Annotated in this window: 13 protein-coding genes; 9 read left to right on the forward strand and 4 right to left on the reverse strand. The window is 64.9% G+C overall.

The features are described from left to right. The 7 genes from AC1DN9_RS29300 to AC1DN9_RS29330 all read left to right on the forward strand — a co-directional run. On the forward strand, positions 1-848 hold an 848-nt coding region (locus AC1DN9_RS29300; protein ID WP_478105882.1), incomplete at its 5' end, for a YadA family autotransporter adhesin. A gap of 368 nt (positions 849-1,216) precedes the next feature. Then, the gene (locus tag AC1DN9_RS29305; RefSeq protein WP_478105883.1) at positions 1,217-1,975 is read left to right on the forward strand and encodes a hypothetical protein; all 759 of its coding nucleotides are present in this window, start codon (positions 1,217-1,219) and stop codon (positions 1,973-1,975) included. Between the two features lie 250 nt (positions 1,976-2,225). Continuing rightward, positions 2,226-2,765 (forward strand): hypothetical protein, encoded by a 540-nt coding sequence (locus AC1DN9_RS29310; protein WP_478105884.1) that lies wholly within the window; start codon positions 2,226-2,228, stop codon positions 2,763-2,765. A 44-nt stretch (positions 2,766-2,809) separates the two neighbouring features. Beyond that, positions 2,810-3,043, forward strand: a complete 234-nt coding sequence (locus tag AC1DN9_RS29315) for an HHHH-motif protein (protein ID WP_478105885.1) — start codon at positions 2,810-2,812, stop codon at positions 3,041-3,043. A 63-nt stretch (positions 3,044-3,106) separates the two neighbouring features. Further along, complete coding sequence (locus tag AC1DN9_RS29320; protein ID WP_478105886.1) at positions 3,107-3,334, forward strand: hypothetical protein; 228 nt, start codon at positions 3,107-3,109, stop codon at positions 3,332-3,334. Between the two features lie 240 nt (positions 3,335-3,574). Then, positions 3,575-4,978 (forward strand): aldehyde dehydrogenase family protein, encoded by a 1,404-nt coding sequence (locus AC1DN9_RS29325; protein ID WP_478105887.1) that lies wholly within the window; start codon positions 3,575-3,577, stop codon positions 4,976-4,978. A 49-nt stretch (positions 4,979-5,027) separates the two neighbouring features. Further along, a complete protein-coding gene (locus AC1DN9_RS29330; RefSeq protein WP_478105888.1) occupies positions 5,028-6,134 on the forward strand; it encodes a Zn-dependent alcohol dehydrogenase in 1,107 nt (368 codons plus the stop codon). 26 nt (positions 6,135-6,160) lie between these two features. Here the strand turns inward: AC1DN9_RS29330 and AC1DN9_RS29335 are convergent, their stop codons facing one another. Next, entirely contained in the window at positions 6,161-6,997 is an 837-nt protein-coding gene (locus tag AC1DN9_RS29335; RefSeq protein ID WP_478105889.1) for a L,D-transpeptidase, read from the reverse strand. Positions 6,998-7,183: 186 nt separating this feature from the next. Between AC1DN9_RS29335 and AC1DN9_RS29340 the strand changes: the two genes are divergently transcribed. Next, entirely contained in the window at positions 7,184-8,452 is a 1,269-nt protein-coding gene (locus tag AC1DN9_RS29340) for a porin (protein ID WP_478105890.1), read from the forward strand. Positions 8,453-8,461: 9 nt separating this feature from the next. On the opposite strand, the gene AC1DN9_RS29345 is transcribed toward AC1DN9_RS29340, so the two are convergent. From AC1DN9_RS29345 to AC1DN9_RS29355, 3 genes are all read right to left on the reverse strand, one after another. Beyond that, positions 8,462-11,023, reverse strand: a complete 2,562-nt coding sequence (locus AC1DN9_RS29345) for a TonB-dependent receptor (RefSeq protein WP_478105891.1) — start codon at positions 11,021-11,023, stop codon at positions 8,462-8,464. 114 nt (positions 11,024-11,137) lie between these two features. Continuing rightward, a complete protein-coding gene (locus AC1DN9_RS29350; protein ID WP_478105892.1) occupies positions 11,138-11,773 on the reverse strand; it encodes a response regulator in 636 nt (211 codons plus the stop codon). Beyond that, positions 11,770-12,681, reverse strand: coding sequence for a sensor histidine kinase (locus AC1DN9_RS29355; protein WP_478105893.1), 912 nt, complete (start codon positions 12,679-12,681; stop codon positions 11,770-11,772). The genes AC1DN9_RS29350 and AC1DN9_RS29355 overlap by 4 nt, the downstream gene beginning before the upstream one ends. 41 nt (positions 12,682-12,722) lie before the next feature. Between AC1DN9_RS29355 and AC1DN9_RS29360 the strand changes: the two genes are divergently transcribed. Beyond that, on the forward strand, positions 12,723-13,106 hold the full coding sequence (locus tag AC1DN9_RS29360; protein ID WP_478105894.1) for a YkvA family protein: 384 nt from the start codon (positions 12,723-12,725) through the stop codon (positions 13,104-13,106). Positions 13,107-13,201 lie beyond the last annotated feature (95 nt).

Below are 13,201 nucleotides of genomic sequence, written 5' to 3' on the forward strand. Positions count from 1 at the left end.
ACACGGGCGGCATGTCGGTGGACTTCACCGGCACAGATGGTGCACGTGTGCTGAGCGGCGTGGCTTCGGGCAAGCTGGCGGTCGACAGCCAGGAGGCGGTGAACGGTTCGCAGCTGTTTGCGACCAACCAGAACGTGCAGGCCAACACGGTCAACATCGCGACCAACACGGCTGCCATCGCCAACATGGACGGCCGCGTGAACAGCGTGCAAGACTCGGTCTCAAGCCTTTCGCAACAACTGGAAGCGACGCACCAGACTGTGATCGAAAAGATCTCCACTAGCGTCCAGGCCAGCAACTCTCAAGTGGCAACCGCCGGCGATTCTTCGCAGGCAGCGGTGGCGAGCGGCGACAACGCAGTGGCCATGGGTGCGGGTGCAACGGCGTCGGCCAACAACAGCGTCGCGCTAGGTGCCGGCTCGCTGACTGGCAATCGCGAAAACATCGTGTCGGTCGGGTCAGTGGGCAACGAACGTGCGATCGCCAACGTGGCTGACGCGGTGATGGACACCGATGCGGTAAACAAGCGGCAACTCGACGCCGTCTCGGCCAGCAGCCAGGCCTACACGGACGAGCGCATCAACCAAGTGCAGTCGGATATCGACAGCGTTAGGCGCGATTCCAACGGTGCAGCGGCTGCAGCCATGGCGGTGGCGACGCTGCCGCAGTCGATCATCCCGGGTCGCGGCATGGCTTCGGCTGCGGTGAGCACCATGGACGGCGAGTCGGCGGTGGCAGTCGGCATCTCCAAGGTGGCTGAGAACAGCCGCTGGGTCACCAAGCTGGCCGGTACGGTGAACACCCGCGGCAAGCTCGGCGTCAGCGCAGGCATCGGATTCCACTGGTAAGCGGCCCTCGGGCTGATGCACGAAGGAGGGGGCGTCGCACTGCGCGGCGCCCCCTCTGATGCTTGTACTGCTGCCACAGCAAGCGCGCCACAGAACTTGATATGTGGGTTGGTGCTTTCCGACCTTTCTCATGTACCGAACTGAACACCGTTCTTACGATTTCCGTTCACCCCCAGTTGGGGAAACGCATCCACCGCCGCCTGATTGGCGCTATCAAAAAAATATGCGTGATTCACATCGCACCGGGAACTCAACATGACGGCCTTCACCACCGTGGCCTTGATCTGGGGCCTTGCACATTCGATTCTCCTTCGCAGACCGCCTGGTCCTTCGGTAAAAGACTGGCTTGACCTTTGTGGTACAGCGTCATGATTCGCTTGGTCGCCAAGAGGCGAGTCGGTGTGCTCGCATATGCTGCTGGGGAGCGCGAGTACGCTCGCCGCGTGCTGCGCTCACTCGGCTACGCACCGCTTATCTTCACGAACCTTGACGAGTTGACGGCCATGGGGGCCGACGCCATGACCCTCGATATGCTGTATGTCGGCAATTTGCCAGTCACAGACAGCAAGGGTCGTGAGGTCCTCGAAGGCGTTCGGGTTTCAATCGGTCCGGACGTGCCGGTTCTGCATGCAGGCCACCAGGAGGTACGCCCGAAGGTTCGCGGCGTCGCTGCAAGCCTGCCGCGTTCCTTCAGTGATTTCTACAAGCTGATCCGGTCCTTTATGAGCGCTCGCGGCTTCGAGAGCAACCGGTCTCACCTTGCGTGGGGCGTTTATGCCTTCGATCCGCTGGACAGGGGTGTTTCTTTTGCGGACCATAACGTGCAATTGGACGCTGCCGCGTTTGACATCGCTCTCGAACTCTTCTTCAACGCCGAGCGGACTTTGTCGCACAAGCGCTTGAAGCAGATGTTGTACTTGGACAAGCCTGTGTTCAGGAACAGTGATGACTACCTCACTCATACCATCACTGGCCTGGCCACTGATTTGCGGCTGTGTGGAACCTACGGGTGGAGTCTGGAGACACTTGGTCCCGCCGGCTATCGGCTGAGTCGGGTGGAGGCGAGCACGAGCGACCTCGGCGCAGAGACAGTGCCGCATCCAGTTGATCAGCTTGAAAGGCAGTAACGGTCGCGCCAGCGGCGAAGTGGGACTATCGAGTATCTGCAGACATGCGCAACGCCACTCGCGTGAAGGGCTGACGGCGCGGGTCACGGCGGTGACTTCTTGCGAAATCGCGACCTCCTAGAGTCGCCGACCTCACAGAGGGAAGCGACGATGACCGAACCCTTCACCACAGTGCCAGCTTTGTGCGGGCCGCTGCGCCAGCCTCGACAAATGCTTGCGGACCAGCGTTACGACGGCCACAAATCGATCCATGACGATGTCATGGCCGAAGGGCTGGGACTGCGCGCAGGGCCGATCGAGGGACCCACGCATTTCAGCCAAAAAGATCCGCATGGGCTTCGACACCCACATGGGCGACCACTATCCGTTCACCTTGGCCGACAAGTTGAAGGTGATCACTGAGCCAAGTCCGTGGTACACGCGGGAATCCGGTGCCGAATCGCCTTGGGGGCGGCCGATCATCCCGACCGAGATGATCAGCGTGCTGCTGGGTTCCACGTCCGCGCAATCGGGCCTGAGCGGGCGCAAGCCCGCAGTCGGACTGTTCGCTGGCCAGCAGATCCGGCTTATCAAGGGCCCGCTCTTCGTCGATCAGGACTACGAACTCGAGCGCGAGATCATTGCGCTCAGCGAAAGCGCACGCACCGAATCGATCTGGGTTCGTACCCACGTCTTCGACGCGGCGTCGCGTGAGCTGGTGGCCGAGATGATCCTCAACGGTGCAGTGATGAAGGCGTCCTACCCGACCTACGAAAGCGAAGCGCGCACGCTGGCCGGACTCAAGGACTGAACTGGGAAGCTGCAGTTTGCCGAGTAGCGGTGTAAGCTGCCCCTGTGAAACACCTCAAGACACTGATCCTCTCCAGTGCCGTTGGCTTCGCCGGTCTCGCCGTCTTGGCGCCTACGATCGCCTCGGCGGATACACCCACCAAGTCCAGGTCCTGCCATTGGGACCGCCAGACGGGTCGGATGATCTGCCAACGGGTCCGTTCACCCGACACCAGCGCGCCGCCGCCGGTATCAAAGCCGCCGGAGGGCGGGGCGCCAGCCTCTGGTTCGCCTTCATAGCCAATCCGATCGCAGTAGCTCCGTCGCTTGCCGCCGCCACCATCACGGTCAGGAGGGGAAAAAATGGAACTGGAAGAAGTCAATGCGCGACTCCGTGCGCTCGAGTTGAGAGCTGTCGCCCAGACCGCGGCGATCGCGGTGCTGCTGCAAGAGCAGCCCAATGCATCCGCGAAGCTGCATCTGGTCTCTGAGCATCTTGTTGACGCTCCACCGGCTCCCTTGTCTGACGAGGACCTCGTCAAGGTTGCGGCATACATACAAGCAATGCTTGGGGGCCCCTGGATCGACTAACTGCGATTCGACGGCGTCCCAATCTCACGCCTGCCAGGTCAGGGTTTCCCCTTTCACCCACCTCGGGTGGTGAGAGCGCCGCGCGTTCCTGTTTCACTGCGTACCGTAGCGCGCGAGGCCGCGCTCGCTGTCTTCGTCCGAACACTGCTCATGAACATCCCCGACCAGCCGACGGAATGTTCAGCGTGGTCGAGCCTGAAGCATCGAACCACTTTCAGAGTCAACAGAAATATGCAAACCATGAGCCTCGCTTTCAGGCCGCTTTCCAACGGCCAGCTTCTCGACTTGCCCGGCACGCTGCCGGTGCTCGACCCGGCAACGGAAGAAGTCATCGCCCAAGTGCCCGACTGCACACGCGAACTGCTCGATGCCACGGTGAAAGCCGCGCAGGCGGCCTTCGACGGCTGGAGCCGCACCACGCATACACATCGCCGTGAACGCATGGAGGCGTTCGCTGCCCGCATCCTGGAGCATGCCGACGAACTCGCGCTACTGCTCACGCGCGAGCAGGGCCGGCCGCTTCCCATGGCCAAGTCCGAAGTGCTCGGCTGCGCGCACTGGTGCCGCAGCTTCGCGCAGATGGAACTGCCTGTGGCCGAGCGCACCGACAAGGCCGGCATGGGCTGGACCACGCGCCGTGTGCCGCTCGGCGTGGTGGCGGCCATCGCCGCCTGGAATTTCCCGCTCATGCTTGCCTTCTGGAAGCTGGCACCGGCCCTGATGGCCGGCAACACCGTGATCCTGAAACCGTCTCCCTTCACACCCCTGGCCACGCTGCGCGTCGGTGAACTCGCAGCGGACCTGTTCCCACCCGGCGTGTTCAATGTGCTGTGCGGTGGCGACGCGCTGGGCCCGTGGCTGACGTCGCATCCCGGCATCGCGAAGGTGGCCTTCACGGGCTCGACCGCGACCGGTCGTCGTGTCATGGCCTCTGCCGCGCCCACCCTCAAGCACGTGACGCTGGAACTCGGTGGCAACGACGCGGCCATCGTCATGCCCGACGTGGACGTCGCCAAGGTGGCGCGCAAGCTCTTCATGGGCGCCTTCCTCAATTCCGGCCAGGTCTGCATCGCCGCCAAGCGCATCTATGTGCACGACGCGATCTACGACGCCTTCGCGCAGGCCTTCGCCGACGCCGCCACGTCCGCGCCGATGGGCCCGGGCACGCGAGAAGGTGCGATGCTGGGGCCGGTGCAGAACCGGCCGCAGTACGAGCGGGTGAAGGAACTCATTGCCGCAACCAAGGCGGCCGGCCATCGTTTCCTGGCCGGCGGCGACGTGCCCGAGGGCGCGGGTTACTTCATTCCGCCGGCCGTGGTGGACAACCCACCCGACGACGCGCGCGTCGTGGTCGAAGAGCCCTTTGGCCCCATCGTGCCGCTGTTGCGCTTTTCCGATGTCGACGAGGTCGTCCGCCGCGCCAATGACAGCGAATTCGGCTTGGGCGGCTCGGTCTGGTCCAGCGATGCCGAGCAGGCCCGTGCGATCGGTGCCCGGCTGGAGGCGGGCACCGTGTGGATCAACAACCTGCACCTGCTCGACCCGCAGTCCCCCTTTGCCGGACGCAAGCAGTCGGGCATTGGCGCCGAGAACGGCGTCGAGGGCCTGCTGGAGTACACGGCCATCCAAACCATGGTCGGCTGAGGCCGGCTGAACCTGCAATCCATCTCAGCGAGATTCACAAGAAATGCAAATGCAATCCAAAGCCGTCGTCTACCGTGCCGACAGCACCGCAGTCCGCGTCGAAGACATCCTGGTCGACCCTCCGGGCCCCGGGGAGGTCATGATCAAGATGGCCGCCTGCGGCGTCTGCCACAGCGACCTCTCTGTCACCAATGGCACGTTGCCGCTGCCGGCTCCGGTCATCCTGGGCCATGAAGGCGCGGGCGTGGTGTGCCAGGTGGGCGCGGGCGTCGCCGACCTCAAGGTGGGCGACCATGTCATCAGCAGCTTCGTCAACACCTGCGGCAAGTGCCGCTACTGCACCACGGGTCGGGCCAACCTGTGCGAAGCGGGCAAGCTCACGCCGCCGGGCAAGCTGACGGGCGGCCATGTGCGCACCAGCGACGCGCAGGGCCAGCCGCTGGGCGTGATGGGTGGTTGCGGCGTGATGGCCGAGTACGCCACGCTGCATGAGAACAGCGTCGTGAAGATCGTGCCCGGCGTGCCGCTGGACCGCTGCGCCCTGATCGGCTGCGGCGTCATGACGGGCTGGGGCGCGGCGTGCAATACGGCCAAGGTGGAAGCCGGTTCGGTGTGCGTGGTGTTCGGCGCGGGCGGGGTGGGCCTTTCCACCATCCAGGGCTGCCAGAACGCCGGTGCCAGCATGATCGTTGCGGTCGACATGCTGGCCAGCAAGCTCGAATTGGCGAAGACCTTCGGCGCCACCCATGTCATCGATGCCTCGAAGACCGAGAACCTGGTGAAGGACCTGCGCAAGCTCACCGGTGGCGGGGCCGACTATGCCTTCGAGTGCGTCGGACACGGCGAGATCGTGGCGCAGGCCTATGCGTGCTTGCGCAACGGCGGCACCGCAGTGGTCGTCGGGCTGGCGCGGCCGGAGAACACCACCACCTTGCGCACCGCGAGCTTCGCCTTCGAGGAGAAGACGCTCAAGGGCAGCTTCTATGGCTCGACCCGCCCGCGCTACGACTTCCCGCGCCTGGTGGGGCTCTACCAGGCCGGCAAGCTCAAGCTGGACGAACTCATCACGAAGCGCTATCGCATCGAGGAGGCACCACAAGCCTTCGACGATCTCGCAAACGGGCGCAATGCGCGCGGCGTGATCGTCTTCGACTGACGCGGTTGGATGGCGGCCACGCTGAATCAGGGCGCGGGCGGGGCGGAAATCCCGCGCTCCGGCTCTCCGGGCGCAGGCGCCCAGGCAGGGCGCTCCGTTCGCTCCGTGTCGACGATGACGAGATAGCGGCCGCCGCTGTCGACCGGCGTTTGCGTGGCCGGCAGCACCCACGTGGATGAACCTTCGGTGCGGGCGCGCAGATAGTCGGCGTCCAGCACACCGAAGTGGTCGAGCAGACGGTTCAGGCTCGCCGGAATCCGGATGCAGCCCTTGGACTGCACGCTTCCGAGGCGTGGCTCCAGATACTCAGGATCGGTGGCGTGCATCTGCAGCCGCATCGTGCTGATGCCGCCGTGCCCCCACAGTCGCTCGGCCTGTTGCCACCCGAAGTCGAACACCCTCATGCCGGCGAGTCCGTAGCCGCGAATGCCGTTCTCGTTGCGAGTACCTTCGGCGCGGAAATCGGGATTCGACGGCGTGTGTTCGTAGACGCCCAACGGGGTCTGGAAGTGATCGAACTCGCCGCCACGTCCGGTCGAAACGGGCGAAGCGCCGACCAGTTCGGGAGAGCTTCCGGCTGCGAGCCAATAAATGAAGATGGCTTGCACGTTCGGGCTGCGGTCGACCAATGCCACGTACTGTGCCGGCCCTGGATCGGCCCCGGCGCCCTCGAGCGCGGTGACTGCAAGCAGGCCGTATCGCTGGCTTTCGTCGGCTGGGACGTCCAGCTGGCGGTCGACCTGATCGCGGTAGGCAATGCGCAGGTCCGCGGGCCCCGGCTGTGCTTGCCCGATGCAGACGCCTCCAAGACCGAGGGCAAGAGCTATCAACGATGCGGCAATACGGCGACAGGAGGCGGACATGTTGATGTTTCGACTCTGCCCCGAATCCGCGGTTCGCCAGGGGGCGCGGGGTCCTAGGTGAAACCCCTCCACCCTGTGCGGGGGGAGGGCGAACCGGGTGCGCGACGTACGGTAGGCCACCCGTTGCAAAGCGTTACGGGATGCTTTTTTTATCGCTACTCACCCTTGCTCCGTCACCCCTCACCCATGAAGAAAACTCTCGTCAGCCTGGCTGCCCTGATCGCAGCCGGCGCCGCATCGGCCCAGTCGTCCACCACCTTGTTCGGCGTTGTCGACGCCGGCGTCAGCTACTACGAAACGACCAGCCGATACCAGAACTACCCACCGCGTTCCGTCCCGCAGCCGGACATCAAGCAGAGCCAGTGGGCGCTGTCCAACAGCGGCAACGCGTCGTCGCGACTGGGCTACCGCGGACAGGAGGACTTGGGTGGTGGCTATGCCGCCGCCTTCTGGCTCGAATCGACCCTTTGGAACGATGTCGGCACGCTCGGCCGCGGCGGTGTCTTCTTCGATCGCCGCTCGACAGTGAGCCTGCTCGGGCCATTTGGCGAAGTGCGCCTCGGCCGCGACTACACGCCGACTTTCTGGGACGACGCTGTCTTCGATCCCTTCGGCGTCGTGGGTGTCGGCACCAGCCTCATTGCCCAGATGCTGGGCGGGGCATTGCCCACCGTCTCTCTCAACCGGGGCTTCTATGCCCGCAAGTCCAATTCCGTCGGCTACTTCCTGCCGGGCAACCTGGGAGGTTTCTATGGTCAGGCGATGTATGCCTTCAACGAGAACGTGTCTTCGGAGCTGATCGAGGACGATCCCAAGGCCGCCAACATCGCGCGCACGGGCGGCTACGCCGGTGCTCGCGTCGGCTACACCCATGGCCCGTTCGACATCGCAGCCTCTTACGGCAGCAGCACCCTCGCCGACAACTTCCACTTCGGCTCGACCACGAAGGCGAACACGGCCAACCTCGGCGCCTCGTACGACTTCGGTCTGGTGAAGCTCTTTGGCGAATACTCGCGCGTCGACGTCAAGACGGACTTCGCGAACATCGCGATTTTCCCGTTCACGCCGGCACTGACTCCGCCGCTCGACGTGAACACGCGCAACTTTCTTTTCGGCCTGACCGTCCCGCTGGGGGCGAGCCAGATCAAGGTGTCATACGCGCAGGTGAAGGGCGAGTTCTTCAACTTCACGCCATACGGTCCGGTGCCGATGATCACGCCCGACCCGAAGGCCAACAAGTTCGCTCTCGGCTACGTGTACAACCTCTCGAAGCGGACGGCTCTCTACGCGACTTTCGCGGTCACGAAGAACGAGAACGGTGCGGCCATCGGCGTGGTCAACGTCGCCTCGGCGGACGTGGCGCCGGGCTACGTCAATGTCGTCAATTCCAGTGCGCCCGGCTATCGCGCGGATCGGGGTTACGGCTACGACTTCGGCATCCGCCACGCGTTCTGACGCCGCCGCTCAGGTCCCGAAGGTGTAGCGCATTCCGACCCACGCAGTGCGCGGCGCACCGGGCGACAAGAGGGTCGCACGGCTGACCGGAAAGTCGCCATTCGCGTTCGCCGGAAGCGCCCGTGCGATGTAGGCGCCGTTCACGGTGAAGCCATTGATTCCCAGCTGGCCGCCGGTCGTGTACTTGCGATCGAACAGGTTGGTGATCTGCACGAAGAACTTCAGTCCGGGCTTGGGCTTGTAGTCCACGCCGAGGTTGAACACCGCGTAGCCCCCGCTGCGCCCTGGGCCGGTGTAGTAGAGGCCATCGGGGGTGTCCAGGCCGTTCTCGTTGCCGCGCACCGTTGTGCCGCTCACAGCGTTCATGTCCGCGCCGACGCGCCAGTGCGCGTTCGGCTCCCAGTCTGCGAAGAGCTTGATGCTGCGCAGCGGCAGCTGCGGTATGCGGTCTCCGGGATTGATCTGGATGGTCCCTTCCGTGCCGGGGAAACCTGCCTGGGCGGAGGAATTGCTGCTGTTGCCCGAGCCGTCGATCGTCTCCGGGCTTTGGTAGGTCGCATCCAGCAGGCTCAGGTTGCCGCCGAAGGTCCAGCTGGCGGCGGGTTGGGCCTGCAGGCCCATCTCGACCCCCTGGCGCCGTGTCTTGCCGAAGTTCTTGAAGTAGCCAAAGCCGCTCGAGTTGTCCGAAACGAAAAGGATGTCGTCGCGATTGTCCGAGCGGAACACACCGAGGTTCCAGAACACGGTGCCGACCACTGTGCCGCGCAGGCCGGCTTCGAAGGTGGTGGTGACGACCTGCTTGAGCGGCGGGTCGCCGGCGAAGGAATTCGGCAGCTTGCAAGGGCTCGCGGGATCGGCGCAGCCCAACTCGATCGCCGTGGGCGCCCGGCTGCCCTGGTTGGCACCTGCATAGAGGGTGACCACATCGTTCGCCGCGAAGGTCAACCCGGCAGCAGGATTGAAGCGAGCGAAGGTGTAGTCACCATCCAGCGAACCCGGTCCGCCGCCGGGCGTGATGCCGTCGACATTCGTCAGCGAGGTGTGGTTGTAGCGTCCGGACAGCGTCAGGTGCGTCCGCGGATTGAACTCCATCGTGTCGGTGGCGTAGATGCTTCCAGTGCTCGAGCGGCTCGACAAGTTGACCCGCGCGTCGAAGGCGTCTTCGGAGTCTTGACTTCCGTCTGCAAAGGCGCCGGGGCCGAACACCGGCGTGATCGTGCGGTCGGGGTTGAGGTAGCCGAACTGCGTGCCTTGCGTGAAGGTCACGCGGCTGGCGTCGTAGGCGGCGCCGACGACGAACTGGTGCCCGACACTGCCCGTCTTCGCCTGTTTCGACAGCTGGCCCGCGAGGCCATAGTTGGTCTGGTCCGCTTCCGTCTGGTTGATCAGGCCGTTGCACCTTTCGTTCGGCTCTGAGTTCAGCAGCGCGTTCGCGATGCAGCGCCACTTGGGAAAGGGCGTATTCGACGCGTTCTCCCCGCTGGTCGGGAAACCCGTGTAGCCGGCGGCCGCCAGTGCTGCCCGCTCGGCGGCGTTGGGCTGGTAGACCGACTGGTCGAAGGAATCGTCGTTGACATCGCCGTTGAAGGTCTTGGCGTTGATCTTGCGGTAGTAGGCGTTGCCCGAGAAGGTGAGCGAGTCGCTCAAGGCCTGCACGGTGGCCAGGTTGAGGAAGGCGGACCGGTTTCGGGTGGTGTCGGGGATGGTGCGAACACTGCCCCAGTCACGCTGCAACGCGCCCTGTTCCTGCACGCCGTTGCCGGTCAGGTCGTTGTCGGCCAGTGCCAGCGTCAGCGACACATCGCCGTCCCGAGTCTTCCGTCCGACCTTGGTGAACAACTGGCGCAGATCGGAAGGCGATGCGGGGCGCCAGCCGTCTTCGCGGAAGGCGTTGCCGGTGACGTACCAATGCATGCCGTTGTCGGTGTTGTAGCCGCCGGTCTCGAACTCCGCGGCCGCACGGCCATATGAGCCACCCAGCACCTGGACCGATGTGCCCGGGAAATGGATGCCGTCCTTGGTCTGGATCGACAGCGCGCCACCCAGGGTGTTGAGGCCGAACAGGGGATTGCTGCCCGGCATCAGCGCAATCGACGCGATGGCCGTGCGCGAGAACAGATCCCAACTGACCACATCGCCGAAGGGCTGGTTCAGCCGCACACCGTCGAGAAACACCGAGAGCCCCTGTGGCGTGCCGAGCAGCGGAGATGCGGTGAACCCGCGGTAGTTGATATCGGGCTGGAAGGGATTGCCCTGGGTCTCGTTGACGGTCACGCCGCCGATTGCGCGGTTCAGGAAGTTCGACAGGTCGAGCGAATGAAAGCGCTCCATGTCGGCGCCCGTCGCGGTCTGCACGTTCGAGGGTATCTGGTCGCGCGGCACGTCGATGCCGGGCAGCGGCGTGACTGCGATGACGTTGATGGTCGGCAGATCGGGCACGGCCTGGACGACCGGGGCAGTTTCTTCGGTGGGCTCCGCCTGTGCGTGGGCCGCCAGGCCGTGGCACAGCAGCAGGACCGCTGTCGCCACAGGCGCTGACGAGAAAACAAGCGCGCGCGCGTGTCCGGACATGCTGTCTCCTCGGTGTTTGAACTTGTTATCGCGCATCACTGCGCGCCCTCGCACCAAGTTATCGCAGGACGTTCGAATGCGACAGGGAAGATTTCCCGACGTGGGCCGGCCGGTTCAGGCGTCTCCGGCGGGGATGAGGCCATGGCGAAGCGCCAGGTGCGCCATCTCGGCCGTGGTGTGGATGCCCAGCTTGTCCTTGATCAGGCTCTGGAGGTTCGACACGGTCTTCTGGCTCAGGTGCAATGTCTGGGCGCAGGCGGCCAGGGATTCGCCGCGCGACAGCAGGCGGAAGATCTCGAATTCGCGCTGGGTCAGCGAATCGAAGGCCAGCGACTCGTCGGCTCCGTCGACCAGGCGCCGGGCCAGTGCCGGGCTCAGGTAGCGGCGGCCTTCGCGCACGCTGCGGACCGCATCGATCAGGCACTCGGGCGGGCTGGTCTTGGAGACGAAGCCCAGCGCGCCGAGTTCGAGCGCGCGGTGCACCAGCATGTCGGTGTCGTGCATGCTGAAGACCAGCGTGCGCGCCTGTGCATCACGTTCGCGCAGGCGGCGAATCAACTCGAGGCCGCTGCTGCCGGGCATCCCCAGGTCGGTGACCGTGATGTCGGGCTCATGGGCCGCGAACTGCGCACAAGCCTCATCGACACTGGCGGCCTGCGCGACGACCGCCATGTCGCCGTCCTGTTCCAGCAGGTGGCGGTATCCCTCTCGCACCACAGGGTGGTCGTCGACCAGCAGGAGCCGTATCACGCCGCCTCCGCGCGAAGTTCAGGCGCCAAGGGAAGCTGCATGCGGATGCGCGTGCCGGCGCCCGGCGCGCTGTCGGCCTCGAAGCTGCCGCCGAGTGCCGCCGCGCGCTCCGTCGCACCGAGCAGACCGAAGCCGCGCTCCGGTGTCGCGACGGTGAAGCCGCGGCCATCGTCTTCCACGCTCAGGCTCAAGACCTGGGGAGTCGCCGTGAGCTCGATGTTCACGCGCGTGGCGTTCGCGTGACGCACGACATTGGCCAGGGTTTCCTGGGTCACCCGATAGATGGTGGTGTCGATCGCCTCGCCGAGTTGGCGCAGATCGCCCCGGGAATGAAACTGGCAGCGCACGCCGCTGCGCGTCGCCCAGGCTTCGCACAGCGATTGCATCGCGGCGACCAGGCCAAGCTGGTCGAGCTCCGCCGGCCTCAGCCGCCGCACCAGGCGCCGCACGCCCACCTGCAGCAGTTCGGCCGACGCCGCGGCGCGCCGCGCGGCCTCCCCGATCTGCTCGAGCGAGGACGAGCGCTGGATGTAGGTGGCCTCGATACGGATTGCGGTGCAATGCTGGGCGAACTCGTCGTGCAACTCGCGCGCCAGCGCCAGCCGCTCGCTGTCCTGGACGGCGATCAGTTTCTGCGCGAGTTCTCGGTTCTGTGCCAGCAGGCGCGCAGCTTCCTGGCGACGGCGCCGTGCGTACCAGGCCAGGCCCAGCGACAGCGCGACCAGCGTGAGCGGAACCTCGTCCACCTGCCACGCTTCTGCGCGCATGAAGATCGAGGCCAGGCGTTCGTGCAACTCCAACGCGCTCGACAGCAAGAAGGTCAGCACAGTCCCCACGAGTACCCAGGCGAGATCGTATCGACCTGTGCCGTTGGAACCCGGTCGCGACAGCCGCAATACAGCTCTCATTTGCCATCCCTCCAGATCGAGCACATGCAAGAATAATTCCTGTGTCGTTTCTCCAGGACATCCGTCAGTGGGCGAGGCGCGTCAAGCGTGACGTGGTCACGCTCTGGTTTGCGTATCGCCATCCAGGCACGTCATGGTTGCCAAAGCTGCTGGGCGCATTCGTCGTTGCCTATGCGCTGAGTCCCATTGACCTGATCCCCGATTTCATCCCCGTGCTGGGCTACGTCGACGATGTCATCTTGCTTCCTGCCTTGATCTGGCTCGCGATCCGGATGCTGCCGCAGGACGTTCTCTCCGACTCCCGGGTCAAGGCGGACGAATGGATGCGTCGCGGAGAAGGCAAGCCTCGCAGCCCTTGGGGCGCCGTGCTGGTCGTTGCGATCTGGCTCGCGGTCGGGGCGCTGGTCTGGGCATGGCTGCGCTAGGGCCTGTTAACACATGAATCACCCTCGCGCCGGGGCGGCAAGGGGTGCAGGGCTAGGCGCGGGCCGCAGCCCGGGGTGATCCCCCGGGCAAGGCC

This window comes from Variovorax sp. 05L425 (genome assembly GCF_056397705.1).